Consider the following 16,615-nt stretch of genomic DNA (forward strand, 5'->3'; position numbering starts at 1 on the left):
TTCAAAATATATTTACCATAATCAGCCATATCACGTCTTTCAGAAATAATTTTAATAATAACCTGAGCAAGCTTCGTAATGAAATCAGTAACGTAATCTTTTCCGGGAAATGAATGAATTCCACTCCTTTTTTCTTAGAAACAGTATCATTACGAAAAAATGAAAACACAGTGTTATAAATCTTCACAGGGATTGATAGACAAATGTAACAGATTAGCACCACCGGGATATATCGCAAAATATTTTGGATTATCCCGGTCAGCATCAAAGTAAATACTGAGTCCATTCGGTTTTCTAGGATGAGGATTATTTTCAATAAAATATTGTTTTTTATCCATTTCTATAACAATCTTGTACGTTGTTAAAATAGTCTGGTTACCATCCTTGTCAAATACAATAACTTTATCAAATGGAGCATTACTAATAAATTGATTTACATTTTTCATATATTAATATTTTAATTAAACACAGATTAGGATGAACCTAACACCAATAAACAGGCTTAGATCATTATTTCAGAATAAGTCGAAATTTCCCGACCTGGCTCCCGGAAGCCATTAAACTTTTTTGTATAACAATACTGTAGTCTCCTACCTGATTCAGCTCGTATTCAAAATCCTTTCCAAAAGGGCCGTCAATACTTCGTTGATTGAGCTCAATGTTATTAAAGCGGATATTGTCCTGTCCAGATTCAGGAATGATACGTCCGGAAATTTTAGTTCTTGTGATGTTTCTCAACTGTAATACTAATTTCTGATTTTCATTAGTCAATTCTTCTTGAATTTCAACAGGAAACTGACGCATATCTACAATACGGGTAATGACAGCATCGGTAACTTTTCTTTGAGCATCCAGATTTTCAACGGCTTTAAGTGTATCGGCTAATTGTATATTTTGTATAGCTGAATGATGGGACTTCCTTGTGTTACATGTTTTATTAGAACAAGATAAGACCATTAAACCTGATAGAAGAAAAATACATAATTTTTGCATAAGACTGATTTTTGCATTAATATAATTGATGTTAACATCTCTGATTTTTTAGATCTGTGATTTACTCTTCTTTAGCGCTGTGCTGATTTTCAAATGCCCATATCCTCTGCTTATTAAATGACAGAAATAATGTTTTATATTTTAGTATACTATTAAAACAATATCCGGTAATGGTCTTACCCAACACCGGATAATGAAAAACAAATAATTTAGACTTAAATATTTCAAATATTGTAACATGATGAAATATTCTCCAAAGATTAATTACAAATCTAAAAAGATATTTCCCATATTTCATGCAATAACTCTCGTATTATCATTAACTAACTGTAGTTTTTCATCTATCGGAATACAGTGTAAGACACCGTAAAATATAGCTCTGATTAGTCAATTACACATAATAAAGTACAGAGACCAGTATTCTCTTCTATCGAGTCATTATCATCTTATTTCAATATCTCTAAAAAGCACTATTCTTAAGGCTTCAGGCTTTAACAAGTAAATTCACCATCACAATGATAACAGTAGTAATACGTTCTTGAAATTTCAACCGGAAACCCAAGAAAATACCAGCATGTATCGAAAATCCCTCCCAATTTTTCAATCTGAAAAATATGATGGGACCCACATCGGGCACACATCGGATTTAATCGATAATCTGCTGCTCTGATATCATCTGCCAGGAATACATCATCATTTCCATGATTTTTTCTGAGGATCTTTATGGCATCTTCAACATCAACATCAAAAACCTGCAGCTGTATTTCACCTATAGCCTGCGAAAGCAGCCAATCAGCCAGAACAAGGTTCTCATTGGTAATAAAACTATTAATGTCATTTTTTTCCAACAACTGCTTGTCTCTCCTGGCGTTGCTAATTTGTCTATAAAATTTAATACTGGTCAATCTGGACATGGTATAAGTATATCTTTAAAAAGCAATGAGTTAGCATACAAAAATTAACCCATTAAACAGGTTTTTGAAAATAATTACTGTTTAGCGATCTTTCATTCCACTAGGCTCAGATTTAACTTTTAGTTCTTGATAAAATCACATCGAATCTTAGACTCTTATTGGAACAATAAAAGCTAAATGATAAAGGGTCTCAGCATATACAACCAGTAAGTCTAATAAAAAATTTTTCCTTTCCTGATGGTAACAATCTTATCCTTTTCCATTTTTTTTAATGTTCTGATGACCGTTTCCTCACAAAGTCCGGTAAGACAAGCCATCTCATTTCTGGTTAAGGGTATTTTAAAAGAATACAAAATTTTCTTTTTCTGAAAACTTTTTAAATAATCTAGTAATCCCCTTATTTTAACCGCAGGGCTTAGTGAGGTAAGATATTTCTTAATGATGCACTCATCGTACATTCCATGAGAAAGATTCTTTACAATAACCGATAATAATTCTGTGCTTTGCCCTACTAATTCCAAAAAAGTCTGCTTTGGAAGCCTTACAATACTACTTTGGGTAACAGTCTCAGCATTCATGGGATATGGCTTTTCTGCAAAAAGCGTATATTCACCAAAACTCTGTCCGTCTGAAAATATATTGTGAATAAACTCTTTTCCTTCTTCTTTATAACTGTTTAACTTTACTTTGCCATTTATTATTTGATAATAATAAAAAGGAAATTCATCTTCACAAAAAATCAATTCATTCGGTTTATAATACCTAATTTCACCCTTTGCTAAAAGCAAATCTTCGTCTATTATCATACTACTCCTTTTAAAAAAGTTGAATAAAATTACTTAGGTTATAGTTTTGAAATAGTATCAAGCTTCGATACCTGAAAGAATGCCGGTAATTATAGTAGATATTTAAGATACATATACTATTAAACTGGCAACGAGATCTCTTGATACAACAGATCATGTTCTTAGTTGCAGTATTTCGGGAATACCGTGTAACTGGATAACTATACAGATATGAGAATCATTGTATCAGATACCACAATACTGTAAGTAAGAATCAATAAATTAGATTATTAACAGAACAAATGTAAATAGTTCATTTTAAAAAATCAATTGAACAAAGGTCGTATTATCACTAAAAAATTGTAATTTTTTAACTAATTAGATGCAGAATGCGAAAGGTAATTATGTAACAAAGTATCAGGTCCCTACAAAAAATGGCTTAATTTTATGATGTAAAGTTTAAGCAACCGCAAGTCAAAGCTCGTAAAGACAGGTATAAAATCTACTTAGAATCGTGATATGCTGATAAGTCTTAATTTTGGTCACTACAGGATCTACCTGATCCAAATCTTGATTTAAATGCTTAGCCATTGAATGGAAAAACCTTAGGAGAAATTTCAGGAATTGGAATATCTTATTCCTATTCAGTTCAGAACAATGTTACTGCAAAATTTTAGGACTTTAATAGACAAATTACCAGAAACTATATTATTTAAATCATATAAAAAGATAATAGTAATTGAGCACCCAACCTAAGAGAAAGTAAGCTCTGCCGGGAACAGCCTGCCACAATAGGCTTTTAGACATGCGAAAGGAGACCACAAAGTCTCCTCTTTTTATTCCGGTTTTCTATAACTGTACCGGTCTGGTTATTATAGCACAACTATGATAAAACTAATATTTCTTAATAGACGAAATGTGTTCTATTTATTCAATTTCATGCTTTTCACCGTGTCCTTTATTCACAACAGATATTTTACCACCAATAGCGCAGTGGCAGGTACTTTTGTCTGTAAGAATCTTGTGATTATTAATACAGGTACCCTTGGCAGTATTCTCCCAGATTGCAATAACCGGTATACATTTTATTTTGGTAACGGAACAGATTCCGAAAGAGCCGATATTAATTTCTGTTTTTTTATCTTCTTCTGTAGCAATCAGTTTGCCATCTGCTTTGTAAAAGCAATTGCTTGTAACCATCAACGATGAAGGTGAGGCTCCTTTATCACATGATATAGAAGCCTTTTCTGTGATTATTTGAGGCATATAGGTCCGAATTGAGTTAAATATTAAAATAATGAGGCTTGAATCCTGGCTGAATTTTCAGGACTCAGATACTACTATTAAAAATTTACATCTACTTTTTTTGGGTAGGGTCTGTTGTTAATTTTTTATACTTGTCCACGTATTCCAGCCCTTTATCAACACCTGCAGGAATAATTTTGTCCAGACCAATCTCCTTTATTTTATCCAGATCTTTTTCCTGCTTGGTTTTTTCAGGTCCTTTGGGCTTATTATCCATACTGATTTTACCACCCTTTATGTCCACAGAAGATTTACCATTGATAATAGCCTCCTTATCTGAATGCAACATTAATTTTTCTTCAGCTTTCAATGTAAGTTCTTTCGCTTTTAAATCGAGTTTTTTCTCGGCACTTGCCGAAATTTCCAGAGCTGACTGTTCAATTTTTGCTATGGCCTTGGAACTGATCTGCGTTGCAGTGATCTCTAGCTTATTCGCTATGGTTTGCTCCATATTAATCGTTGCAGCAGATATTTTAGCCCCGGCTACCATTTTTATTTCTACACCCGCAGTAAGATGAATCGTTTTAGGTGCATTAATTTCGATATTTCCTTTTCCATCCATAACAATAGTATTGTTACTGGCATCCCGAATAATAATACTTCCCGCTTCATCGTCCATTTCAATGCGGTTACCACTCCTTGTTTGAATTACTTTTTTAGCATTATTCTCTGACTGAAAGTCGCTTTTTTCAATTCCGTTATAATGGGTTCCCATCACGTAAGGCTTTTCTGCATTATTACTTTCAAATCCAACTGAGATTTCCTCCCCCTTCTCGGGTACAAAATAAAATCCTTTTCCGCCACCTGCATGAGGCTGAAGCAAACGGAGCCATGGTGAACTGGTCCCTTTGTTTTCCTGCCAGGGAAACTGCACCCTCACTCTTCCCATTCCCAAAGGATCATTATTATCTATTACTCTTGCAGATTGCTGCTCACCTATAGGGACAGCTTCACCATCCTGATAAGGAGCAATATATAAATCTGGAATCCCGGCAAATTCATTGTAATAAATATTTCCATCATGAAAATGCGTAATTTCAGTAATCCGGTACGTTTCCATTGCCTTTCCATTGATATCAATCAACTGAACCCTTCCTCCTATTTTTACCGCCGGATCCTTACTTTTCCCCCTTACCCACACCAAGTTTTCCCGGATTTCTTTTTCCTTCGTTAAAGCCTCCTTAAGCTCTTTCTCTGTAACATCGGAAATACCGCTGTAATTGAACAACATCTGCTGTTTCTTTTTATATACTTCTTTAGAAGCATTAATAGCAATTGCCTGAAAGTGATTTTCTTTATATTGCGAACGGATAGAAGAGGATTTTGCTTTTGTATTAATTCCCTTCTTTGCATCATAAACAGTATACTCAAAATTCTGAGGCTTAATATTTAACTCAAACTCCACCTCAATAAGATCAATATTTTCTTCAAGAACCACAGTAGGCTGTATTTTATTACCAAATATCATTTCTTGTCCGCTATAGTAAAAGTATTCTCCATACCGTATAGCAAGCCTTCTGATAAATTGATAATCCGATTCCTTATATTGTACAGTATAAGGCAAGGTATACTGAGTATTGAGGTTTTCAATAATTACCTTGATCTCTGCATGATCCTCTGTTAGTTCTTTTACAATTTCATTAAGTTTTCTGTTTTCAAAGCTATGGCAGGCTTTGCCGTTTTCCAGAAGAATCGTTGGAGCATTTCCAGTTATTATCAGCTTACCATATCCGTTTTCTTTCTTATTTTTAATATTGGTAATAATACCGCTGAAAGACTGCCATATGTTTCCAAAACGATGGAAAGAAATGGTTATATTTTTTCCAAGAGTATTTTTGGAGTTTTCCATAATATAACCTTCAAAACGATCTAATGCATCGTCGGGGACTATTATATTAAAACAATCGTGATCATTAGTAACCTGATAAAGCTCCAATGAAAAACTTGATTTATCGAGAAACGGTTTTCCATCAAGCATCAATGTGCAGTATACTAAAGGACTTTCCTTTTCTTTTAGGACAGTATTGGCCAGCTGAGAAGGACTCTGTGTAGTGAAGCTCTCACCGGATGCGCTCGATGAACGATCAGATGATATAGGGGTAGATATTTTCTTAGACATGTCAAAATTGCATTGAAATTTTACTTAATTCTAAATCTTCAATATTCATTTGTTATTTCCACATTTTCTCATGAATTGCATTATTAAGATCAAACTTCTTTGCAATCATGCGCATTTCAATTTGTAAAGGTTGTGTGCTGTTAGCATCAAATTTCTCCTTAAATCCGATGCAATATGCTTTTTCAAAGACCAATTCCTGAAGTTTGCTGATCGCATCTCGACGATAAAAAATAATCTTACCGTTTTTCGTCTGATTATGATCCAGCATCCAGGTCAAAAGTTCGGAATTTCCTGTACTTTCAATTTTAATAATGATCTCCCCTCCCTGCGGGATTCCTTGTGGCTTCCCGGTTTTATCTGTTGCTTGGGTAAAACCATATTGACATTCAAGAATGTTATAGGTAGTACCATCTAGTTCTAATTTGGATAAAAATGACATAAATAGATTAGCTTACGATTAAAAATAATAAACATATATTAAATAAGATAAGCAGTAGTAAACAAATTACTACTGCTTATACTCAAGGTTTATACCCATTCATTTTCATAGGCCCCGGTTCCCATTTCGATTTTTCTGGCTGAAATTGTAAATGTTTCAGTCAGTGGATTATCTCCCGTAGAATCAAAATCTTCATTGTGCTTTACCAGATACCCCTCTGTGAATTTCAATTCTTTGAGCGTTGCTTCACTGTCCCGCTTAGCGAATACAATACTCCCGTCCTTCCTTTCAAAAGAATTGGTCATCCACTCAAAAAGATCAGTAGCGCCCGTTCCTTCTAATACAATATCAATCTTCCCCCCTCTTGTAACGGTGGAAGGTCTTCCCGTTGCATCAGTTTCCTGAAATAATCCGTAGCTGACCTTAAGTATATTATACTCTTTACCAGCCACTTTTAACTTTGCTTTAAATGACATAATGTTAAAAATTTAATGTTTAATAAATTATTGAATACAATGTTTTCCTAAGCATGCTGCTTTTAATAGTTTTCAGGGGCGGGAACCTTAAAAATATCCGTTTGTTACAGCAAGTCCAGGTATTTTGTAATGTTAATTGAAATGGTAAACTCAATAATGTAACTGTAATTTTTTTTAATTATTCTTATCATAATCATTGCTTAATTTTTACATTATCTTGGTTTACCTATATTATATTTTGTGTTTTTTATCTATCAGTAGAATAGTAACTGATGTTTTTATATAGTCAACAATTGAATATACTCCCCTAGTTTTGTTTATATTCTGTATCCCATTCATTACCCTGATCTCCTTTATGACCATCCATTTTGATCAAAAAGTTCTTAGCCGGGAAATAAGGCTTCATATGAATATCCAGGTGAATTCTGTCCTTCTGAATGGGATCTTGCTCAAATCTCTTGATCTCAAAATTTTCTATTAATTTACCGGGTCCAGCAATACTATCCAGGAAACCAACAATCTGATTCATTATTTCTTTACGGGTCACCGCTGTAAAGTTTTCGAATGCTCTTCTGTTGAGAAAATCCATCAGAACTTTAGTAACATAGTCAAAAACACGAACTACGGAATACGTCTGTAGCCCTAAATTATCTCCATTAAAAAGGGTTTTTCCAGAAAAGGCCATTACCTTTCCATATTCATTGACCATGGGAATAAGTCCTAAATTCTCAAGGTTGGCAATTTCACTTTTTTTAAGATCAAATTTTACTCCCTCCACTTCATTAATTCCTCCGAATTTTTTTCCTGCCGTAACCTGGGACATCAGTGTTTTATAAATTTTTCCCGCTAACGCCGTAGAAGGAGGTATATACATATTTTCCCGCTCTTCAATTTCTTCAAACCTTCCCCTTCCTACTAACCAGTTGCAGGTCATCAAAACATTTGACCTGTATACATCTCCTCCTGTAAGATATGCCTGATCAAACATTTCCATCACATCATCCGGTTCATCAAGGTGCTCAAAATCTGTAACAAGCATTACTTTATTTTCATAGACCAGCTTTGCCCATTTTTCTATGACCTTGTTGGACCCCAGATATCCCGGAATAACCAAAATTCCATAATTATTTTTGAGATCAAGTCTATCATAGTTATCTGTGAGTTCCGTATGTATCGTATCAATAAAACGGGTATTATCCAGATCTTTTAACTGCTCAAGTGTCGCATTGACAACAGTGATATTTTTCACCTTGGCCGATTCCGTATTTTTGTAGAATAAAGCAACGGTTCTGTAATTACCTTCTATTTCCCTGGTATCTTCAACTGCTTTCGATAAATTGTTCACTAAGAGCTGCTCCGCAAATTTTTTCCTTTCTTCACAATCTGTAATCATATCTGATAATGATTCGCTGTTAGCCAATACACTTGCCCATAGTTTCAGTGTCTTTTTCAAGGTTTCCCTTTCTTTTTCTTTACCTGGTTCAGTCAAAAAAATTCTTTTTCTGGCTTTTCTGTCGGGATTAATATTCTGTACTCCATCAATGGATATTTCCAGCAGGTCGAAACCGCCATAACGGGCCAACGCTGCCAGGTGGTCCGACGGCACATAATTTTCTCTGATTCTTTCCTGAGTAGTATGTTGCTGTAATTGTTGTTGCTTGTCCATAATACGTGTTTTAATTGTTATTTTCTAATTCAAGGATCAAAGACTGCAAAGTACTGTATAAGGCTTTTCTGGCATCCGGATCTTCTATAGCAGCTTTTAATATCTTATTGGTCTTCAGCTGTCTGATGATCTGTTGGTATTGATTTTTTTCTGTTTCTAATCCTGACAAAAAATCACTCTGTTTGGTAATACCTTTTATTCCGAAATCTCCCAGATTATTAAACTTGAGGGATTCTATTTTAGAGGCTCCATTTTCATCCTCAAAATCAACTTTAATTTCCGGTTTAAAATGCTCAAAAACTTTCTCTACCGTATCTAACCCTTCTATCAGTTCGGGTTTAACGGGATCGTGAGCGGTTAATTTTTGTGCCAATAGCGTTCTGTTCTGAGGAATCTCAAAAATGGATTCGCTTATTTCTGGTGGTACTTCATTCCCTCCAATTCCTTTGTTTAATAACATAGTATGTATTTTTTAATTATTTTGTCATCGTCTTTATTGCGGCCAGATCAGTATTGACACGCGAGTGATCAGTAATATGCCTAATGCTCAAAAATCCTGTAAGGAAGCATATTAGCTGAATTGTTTTCAAGTGTAAGCAAGAAGCTGTCACATAAGTATTTCCATTCATCCTCATGGATGTCTTTAATGATGGGATTTCTAAAAAGATGAACATCTATTGTTCTGCTAAACCCTTCTTTTAAGGCGACTTCCTTTTTAATTCCTTTTTCTATTTTGACATCTGTTATTGCATCTTTGAAATGCCCCATAGCAGACTCTCTAATATCTGCTGGGGTTACCACTCTTCCTCTACTGAGCAATGCTCTTCTGAATTCTAAAATCTTATCCTGAGGTGAGAGACTGTTCCTTCCGCCAAATGAAGTGGTGATCATAACAGAACTTCTTTCACACGCCAGAGTTCCAGGCTGGTCAGCAATAAATAAAGTACCCGGCCTGATATGATTAGCCTCCTGCGCCTGTGTATTCCAATAAGAGATATTATAAGACGCTTCAGACTTCAAACTGTTACCTTTTATAATGAGATATGGATTATGGATGTATGAGAAATTCTTTTCCTGGGCAAGCTGGTGCAATGCTGCAATATTCTGATTGATCTGTACAAGCATCTCCCGGGCTGAATCACCCCCAATTGCTGAAAACGCAGCGGTTTCATCTTTTATCACTTCTAAAAGATATTGCAGTAGTTCTGAGGCATTCCGCCTATCAAACCTACAGACCCCTCCCTTTCTCAGAATAGCCGAAGCGTCATCTCCTTCTGTAGAATAATTTCTTACATCAAATCTTCGTCCTACATCATCAGCAACATAATCCAAAGCTAAAAAATGATCTTCAGATTGAATCGGAAGGATGTCAAATCTTCCTAAAGCTCTTCTGTAGGTCTTAATATTATAGATATTGATGACCGGAACACAATTAAGAATAATACTGATATTTTGCAGCACATCCTCTTCAACGGCTTCGGGAAACTTAAATCTAAGCCAAACCAGATCTTCATCTTCAGAAAGTGTACAGTCAGGAAAGTACCGGATAAAAAGCTCTTCATGCCGGCCTTTTTCAGCAGGTTTTATTTTTTGCTTTACAGTAAAGTAACGGGAATAATAATAAGCATTCACTTCCTGATATATATGCTCAAGCTCCAGATAGTTCTTCATAAGAATATCTTCAAAGTCAATGGGCCGCTGGTCTGTGTTATACCCTTGGGTAAGCTCAAATTCCTGATCTCCGGAATACACCTTGACCTGTTTGATATAATGGGAAAATAATTCCTTCTGATATTGATTATTAATGTCAATGTAAAACATCAGGTTTTCCAGGTTTTCATTATCAGGAGCGTGCATACCTACCCAGATTTCCCCTGCCGGAATATGGCGATCACTTTTCTGCAGTACAATTCCGGGAAAAGAATTCGTGATCTCCTTAATAACCTTACCATGAGCAATATATTCGATCCTGGCTGTAGTCAGGTAGGCTTCCATTGTTGGGCAGAAGTAAATATCTTTGCCCGTAGTCTCATTGCGATGAAGTCCATTCGATATCTTTTTTTCCATTTTAAAATGATCATGTAATGATATCTTAGAACCATTTTCAGCAGGAAACACCTGAAGCAGCGATCTGGAAGGAACTACTCCGGAAATCTCCTCTGGAAACAACACTTCAAGAACACGCTCTATAATCCGTGCCTTGGAACTTTCCAATTCAAATCCTAACTTTTCAAGTTCCGAGGCCGTTGCTGATAGCATAAGACCTACAATAGGGTCAAAGGAAGAATCTGCCCTCACCTCATTATATCCCCAGAGTTTTGCCGCTCTGCGAAATATTCTGTCTTTTATTTTTTCTTGATTCATATGACTTAATATGAAAGAGGTCCTATAAAAAATGATTTTTGAAAGAAGAAAGGTCTGTCCGTTTCTTTAACTAATCCTTTTACTGAGACCATTACCTTTTTCTTTACTCTTTTTCTGTCTGCTTTTCCAATATCTGTATTTTTAACTGCCACTTCAATATCTTCCAGTAAAAGCCTCTGCTCATGTTTGACAATGGATTCTGTGACAGTCCTTGCAATAAACTCCTTGACTGAGTTATCACTTTTTGGAAGATCAAAGTCAACTTCAAAAATTTCAGCTCCGAAACTGTCATCAAATTTGCACCTTCCTAAAGGGGTTGTAACAATAATAAAAATATGTTGGCTAATCGATTGTTCAATTGACACCTTTTCAGTATCTCTTTCATCCATAATCTTGGCAAAGTCTATGGGTATTTTATAATAAATTCCTTTCATTGCAATGATATTTTTAAATGATTTTTGACCCATTATAAGTTTTTATATGATCAAGCAGTAATTACATAACCGGCTTACATCAACTCTGTCTTAATGATGAGCTATCCTTACTACATTGATTTGATCCTATAAGCAGCCAGACAATGAATCTGATTGTTAATATCATAGTTCAGTGTATTGCTGACTAAAAATTCATAGTTTTTTTGGTAGGTGTATATTTTAATTGCAATCATCTCATTTTCACTGATTTTCTTTAATTCTTTTTTATCAAATTTTCTAACGAAGATCCCATCGCAGTTCACTGAATAGTCATTTTTATAACTAACTGTTTCGCCACTGATATACTGTATTTCAAGGATCTGATCTTTTTTAATACACACATTTTTATCTATAATCCTGATGTACATAAAAATATGATGGCCCCTTTTTCCTAATTGCATCACCGCATAAACAAATTTTTCATTGTTCGCTCTGAGCTGCAGGTTCTGCGTAGTGACAAAATATTTATTTTGAAGTTTTTCCTTTGTCTGTGTTATTTTACAATCGAACTGTGCTGCTTTCAAAGTAGAATCTCCTACCGCCTGTGCCTGCAAAAACATCGCGCCAAAAACAATAAAAAATACAGTATAATAGGTTTTGAGAGTGTCCATTACTGAGCTTTATATAATTGACGGCAAACATCAAGGTCAGTTTTAATCTTATCGTACTCCTGTTTCAGTATCTTATTGAGTGCCTGTAAACTGTCTGCTGCCTTTCCGTTTGAGGATAATCGTTTGATTTCTTTCTTCCTATCCACAAGTTCTTTATAGCCAATAATGATGTTATTATACATTACTTCATTTTTAATACTATCTTTAGGAAGATGCTGATACATGTCTGCAAGCAGTGATAAAGCCAGGTTTTCATTAAAGAAATCATTCCTCCCCGGAGCTCCTATCGAATCTACAGCAGACTTTACTTTCTCTAATTGAAACGAAACATGATCCTGAATCTCCATTTCTTTTTTAAGTGTTACATTTTCGGCTTTTAACAATGAGTTCTCCTTAAAAGGAAAATAAGTATTAAAAAACAAGCCGACAACCAAGGTAGATACAGCAATCAAAAAGAAAAGAATAAAAAACAGAAATGCACGTAATCTTTCTTTTTTATTAAGGATTTCCATAATTCAATATTCATAGGATTATTAATCGGCTAGAAAAGACTGGTTTCGTTTGGAATGAATGATAGCATCACGTTGATCCGGATTCTCAGAAACAAAAATACTACCGTCTCTTTTTTTACCGATATAATCCAATTGGTTAAGAATGGAAAACATCTCTTCCGCAGTTTTGATAAAACGCTCTATTTTAATGATTACCGAACCCACCTGATTATGATTATAGTCAGCATTCAGCACTTCAGAAAAAATTGATTCAAAATCTCCCTGGTTTATATTGCACCATTCTGTTAAGTAATTCAACAACTCTTCTTTTCCGCAGCCCGTATAGGTTTCTATACAATTCTTAAGTATCCTTCCTAAAGCAATCACTGATGAAAACATATAGATCGGAGGAGCATAAGGAGCAGACCATCGGTAATGGTTTACTTCTGATCCCAGGTAACATACAACTTTATCTGCCATATCATCCACTATTACCGATAAGAGGTTATTCTGCTTTTTAGCACGGATCTTTTGTCTGATCTGAGATGCAAAAAGCTCAACCTGACTATAAAAGCGGTCAATTTCAAGATACAGTGTTTTTAATTTTGGATGACTTGATACACTTACACAAGGAGGAATATAATCTGCATCCATAGTACATTCTCCGGCTCTTACAAATATTCTTGCAACTGTAAGATACCCCGTCCCAAATCCCAGTGTGCTTCTCAATTCACTTTCCGCAATAAGCTGCAAAGAATGTCCCGGCTTTGTATAAGGATACCTGGGAGGATTCTCATCGGGATCAGGCTCTCCAAAAGGAACTCTATTGAAGTGATTTGCAGAAATACAGACCATTAGGTTGAGATCTTCTTCATCCTTGACCACATAGTTCGCAACCGGCTGTAAATGTTCAGAAAATCCTGTATCTTGTGTACTGACATCAATTCGGCAGCCATTCGGTGTAACAGCCTGGCACTCTTCAATGGAAACCTTTAGTAATTTGTGCTGATCTACAGACATATTGACTTTGATAGCATCATTAACAGGCAGAAGACCATAATCTACAGGAGATGTATGAACTGCGACTGAATCACGTACCGAGTCACTTATAAAATTTTGTATATCTGTAAAATGGCTTTTATTAATCTTCATCCCATCCATCCAGTGCACAGGAAAATGTTTTAACTTTTCTATCATTTTATTTAATTATTGTAATTCATCATAGTCCCTTTCTTTGTATTCAAAGTCAGGCAAATCTTCATTTTCATTTATATTTTCTTCGATAATCATATGCTGTGCCCGTGCACAGATTACCACACTGTTTTCTTCAATACCATTCATATAAAGAGGCAGGTCCGTATCCACATACCTGGTAGATTCATACCATTTAGGTCGTAAAAAAAATACCCAGTCGTAAAAACCATTTTCCCCTTCTACTTTAATCTCGTTTTCCGAATTCCTTTCATTATAGTCCAATATAAAACTGTAAAAAAGTCTGCCAAAATCAATCCTCGTTGGACCTTTGGCTTTATAGGCACTGTAGTTTTTTGCATTCAGGTCTTTATCTATAAGTAATGTAAAAACTACCAGATCTTTCATCTCTTCATCAGTGACTCCTGGAAGATTCTTATAATTTTCCGGAAAATGCCAGGTTCTGTAAATCTGAGGAGGAATAGCCATCGCCCTGTTAAACGTTTCGTTCAATAATGTGGGAAGAAGAAATAAAACATACTGTCCAGACATGAGAAAAACAAACCTAATCCCATTGAAGAAAGTATAGATTAAAGCAAAGGGAATAATACTGTAACCAATGATTAACAACACAAAAAAGTATTCCAGCCCATTTACCTCATCTCCGAATTTCTTAAAAAAAAACCGGTACATATAACAATGCAGACATCCCACTAATAAGGAACTCAATTGATAAAAAATAAACTCAAACAGCATATGATCAGTAAAAAGTTTATTATATCCGACAAAACCAATCAATAAGTTGATCATCATTATTCCAAAAACATATGAATTGAATTTGGAACCGTACCTTTTTCTAAAATCCGGTATCCTCTGTTTGAAAATCGCAGTAAGGATAATACAAACCGCAAGCAGAATAATAATGGAAACCAGAATTTCAGGTTCCAGTAAATTCATAAAGTATTTTTTCAGCTGCATTATATCCTGGTATTATATCCTAAAACAGTATTTTTCTTCACATCCAAATCAAAGCCCTCTTCTTCCTTTGAAAGCAAAATAGTAATCTCTACCTCGGTTTCTGCAGAAAAAAAATAGGAACAAAGCAAATCCACGAACTGCTTCCTTTTCCCCTCATTAAAATAATCTGAAAAACTTCCATTTTTTAAAGGTCCTATTAACACATTAACATGATCCATATAATGATCATAATGATTACCTGAAACCATATCCAGACCTAGCTTACAATCACCCAGCAAGCTATTCTGCTGATCATCGTAATATTTTTTCCAGTTTTTTCTGGTTATTCTAATTTCTTCTTCCAGAAGTAATGAAATCACCTGACAGGTCAAATCAGCATTTCCAACAATTTTATAAGCAAACGGTAAGATCCTTATCAATCGGGAAGCCATTTCAGGCGCTATATCTTTATTGATACCAAATAATTCATAAAACAGTTCTGGAGAATTTGAACTGTGCAGCTGACAAAAAAATTCCTGTTCAAAATCTTCAATTTCAACTCCATAACTGAAAATTTCATTTTCAAATGGCAGAAAAAAAAGTTTTGCATTCTTTTGATCCTGTTTTTTAATCCTGTATTCCTGTATCATGATATCCACATTCTTCTCTGCGGTCTCACTACTGATATCATGTACTACATTTTCAGGCAGCATATCATATATGCTGTCACGGGAAAGTACCAACTTTAAAAAAGGAGCACTGCCAAAACTGTAATTGCTTACCTCTGAATCTAGAATATCATAACGGTAGGCTCTTGAAAATTGTCCATCCTTTTCTATTATAAAATCTTCGGACTGTAAATCATTCTTCTTCAATAAATCATTGACAATCACCTCTGCCCTAATATCAAAAGGCAAAGAGTTGATCTGCCTGACAATATTTTCAAAATCTCTCATCATGTTCAGCTTTTAGGTTTTAATCTTCCAGCCGCGATATACCTCAGCTGAAAATACGGATCATTAAAATCATAAACATTTAATCCACCAGCTGTACAGGCAATTATTCTGTTATTTTGCAGATATATACCTTCATCAGAAATAGGATGCAGCTTATCATATCGGAAAAATAAAATATCCCCTTCCCGCAGAAAGCTCCTACCTGTAAACAATTCAATAGTTTTTGAACGAAAAACTTTTTCAGGAATAGGAGAAACCGTTTCCTGGTATACTTCGTTAAACAATAACGACGTAAACTGAGCACAATCTGTTTTGTTTTTCTGATCAGAGGCCTGTTTGCTACCTGCTCTGCCAATCCATTGATCAATAAAAGAATACAGCCTATAATTGGTGATGTTTTTGGGCATTACCTCCATAATAATGGAATACCTTTCTTTGATATCCATCTCTTCTTCATTTAGTTTTTCATCATGATTATCGGCGATGGTAAAAGCAGAATCAGTATGGCTCTTTATTCCGCTCTGTTCTTTAGTGTACTGCTCAATAGAATGCATATAGGGAAGTTCTTCAATGTACCTCCCGGAGCTACAGGACACAAGTCCTGATAATGAAAGAAGAATTACTAACGCAATCCAATGTTGTTCTAAATACAATTTCATCTTTATGTAGGGTGTTAAAAACGAGTACGGATTTCCTGATACCTGTAACGTCACAGGACAGAAAATCATCAAAATCAAAAATTTGTTTATATGATCTTTTTCGTACTAGAAGATGCACAAATGTATAGGATGAATTTTCTCATTTTCATGATTCAAATCATGAAATGAGATAGAATAAAATCTATAAAATAGCAACATAAAATATTGATATAAAAC

General features: G+C 34.8%; 18 protein-coding genes. All 18 read right to left on the reverse strand.

Annotated elements, in window-relative coordinates:
* Positions 1 to 173: 173 nt before the first annotated feature.
* The 18 genes from ACLMCG_RS22235 to ACLMCG_RS22320 all read right to left on the reverse strand — a co-directional run bounded on the left by ACLMCG_RS22235 (position 174) and on the right by ACLMCG_RS22320 (position 16,399).
* On the reverse strand, positions 174 to 446 hold the full coding sequence (locus tag ACLMCG_RS22235; RefSeq protein WP_413961311.1) for a hypothetical protein: 273 nt from the start codon (positions 444 to 446) through the stop codon (positions 174 to 176).
* A 64-nt stretch (positions 447 to 510) separates the two neighbouring features.
* A complete protein-coding gene (locus ACLMCG_RS22240; protein ID WP_413961312.1) occupies positions 511 to 993 on the reverse strand; it encodes a hypothetical protein in 483 nt (160 codons plus the stop codon).
* Positions 994 to 1,484: 491 nt separating this feature from the next.
* A complete protein-coding gene (locus ACLMCG_RS22245) occupies positions 1,485 to 1,841 on the reverse strand; it encodes a hypothetical protein (protein WP_413961313.1) in 357 nt (118 codons plus the stop codon).
* Between the two features lie 278 nt (positions 1,842 to 2,119).
* Entirely contained in the window at positions 2,120 to 2,713 is a 594-nt protein-coding gene (locus tag ACLMCG_RS22250; RefSeq protein ID WP_413961314.1) for a Crp/Fnr family transcriptional regulator, read from the reverse strand.
* 906 nt (positions 2,714 to 3,619) lie between these two features.
* Entirely contained in the window at positions 3,620 to 3,958 is a 339-nt protein-coding gene (locus ACLMCG_RS22255) for a DUF4280 domain-containing protein (protein WP_413961315.1), read from the reverse strand.
* A 91-nt stretch (positions 3,959 to 4,049) separates the two neighbouring features.
* Positions 4,050 to 6,116: a type VI secretion system Vgr family protein gene (locus tag ACLMCG_RS22260; RefSeq protein ID WP_413961316.1), complete on the reverse strand. Its 2,067-nt coding sequence runs from the start codon at positions 6,114 to 6,116 to the stop codon at positions 4,050 to 4,052.
* 52 nt (positions 6,117 to 6,168) lie between these two features.
* On the reverse strand, positions 6,169 to 6,555 hold the full coding sequence (tssD, locus tag ACLMCG_RS22265; RefSeq protein WP_413961317.1) for a type VI secretion system tube protein TssD: 387 nt from the start codon (positions 6,553 to 6,555) through the stop codon (positions 6,169 to 6,171).
* An 89-nt stretch (positions 6,556 to 6,644) separates the two neighbouring features.
* The gene (gene tssD / locus ACLMCG_RS22270) at positions 6,645 to 7,031 is read right to left on the reverse strand and encodes a type VI secretion system tube protein TssD (protein WP_413961318.1); all 387 of its coding nucleotides are present in this window, start codon (positions 7,029 to 7,031) and stop codon (positions 6,645 to 6,647) included.
* 307 nt (positions 7,032 to 7,338) lie between these two features.
* On the reverse strand, positions 7,339 to 8,697 hold the full coding sequence (locus tag ACLMCG_RS22275) for a DUF5458 family protein (RefSeq protein WP_413961319.1): 1,359 nt from the start codon (positions 8,695 to 8,697) through the stop codon (positions 7,339 to 7,341).
* Between the two features lie 10 nt (positions 8,698 to 8,707).
* Complete coding sequence (locus tag ACLMCG_RS22280) at positions 8,708 to 9,157, reverse strand: hypothetical protein (protein ID WP_413961320.1); 450 nt, start codon at positions 9,155 to 9,157, stop codon at positions 8,708 to 8,710.
* Between the two features lie 80 nt (positions 9,158 to 9,237).
* Positions 9,238 to 11,061, reverse strand: coding sequence for a type VI secretion system baseplate subunit TssF (locus ACLMCG_RS22285; protein ID WP_413961321.1), 1,824 nt, complete (start codon positions 11,059 to 11,061; stop codon positions 9,238 to 9,240).
* A gap of 5 nt (positions 11,062 to 11,066) precedes the next feature.
* Positions 11,067 to 11,528, reverse strand: a complete 462-nt coding sequence (locus ACLMCG_RS22290) for a GPW/gp25 family protein (RefSeq protein ID WP_413961322.1) — start codon at positions 11,526 to 11,528, stop codon at positions 11,067 to 11,069.
* Between the two features lie 77 nt (positions 11,529 to 11,605).
* The gene (locus tag ACLMCG_RS22295) at positions 11,606 to 12,145 is read right to left on the reverse strand and encodes a hypothetical protein (RefSeq protein WP_413961323.1); all 540 of its coding nucleotides are present in this window, start codon (positions 12,143 to 12,145) and stop codon (positions 11,606 to 11,608) included.
* Entirely contained in the window at positions 12,145 to 12,657 is a 513-nt protein-coding gene (gene tssO / locus ACLMCG_RS22300; RefSeq protein WP_413961324.1) for a type VI secretion system TssO, read from the reverse strand. The genes ACLMCG_RS22295 and tssO overlap by 1 nt, the downstream gene beginning before the upstream one ends.
* Positions 12,658 to 12,678: 21 nt before the next feature.
* The gene (tssK, locus tag ACLMCG_RS22305; RefSeq protein WP_413961325.1) at positions 12,679 to 13,833 is read right to left on the reverse strand and encodes a type VI secretion system baseplate subunit TssK; all 1,155 of its coding nucleotides are present in this window, start codon (positions 13,831 to 13,833) and stop codon (positions 12,679 to 12,681) included.
* Between the two features lie 9 nt (positions 13,834 to 13,842).
* On the reverse strand, positions 13,843 to 14,784 hold the full coding sequence (locus tag ACLMCG_RS22310; protein WP_413961326.1) for a TssN family type VI secretion system protein: 942 nt from the start codon (positions 14,782 to 14,784) through the stop codon (positions 13,843 to 13,845).
* Positions 14,785 to 14,804: 20 nt separating this feature from the next.
* A complete protein-coding gene (locus ACLMCG_RS22315) occupies positions 14,805 to 15,743 on the reverse strand; it encodes a type VI secretion system baseplate subunit TssG (RefSeq protein WP_413961327.1) in 939 nt (312 codons plus the stop codon).
* Between the two features lie 2 nt (positions 15,744 to 15,745).
* Positions 15,746 to 16,399 (reverse strand): NlpC/P60 family protein, encoded by a 654-nt coding sequence (locus tag ACLMCG_RS22320; RefSeq protein WP_413961328.1) that lies wholly within the window; start codon positions 16,397 to 16,399, stop codon positions 15,746 to 15,748.
* Positions 16,400 to 16,615: the final 216 nt, after the last annotated feature.

Origin of the sequence: Chryseobacterium sp. S90, from assembly GCF_047444895.1 — a bacterium.
GTDB lineage: Bacteria > Bacteroidota > Bacteroidia > Flavobacteriales > Weeksellaceae > Chryseobacterium.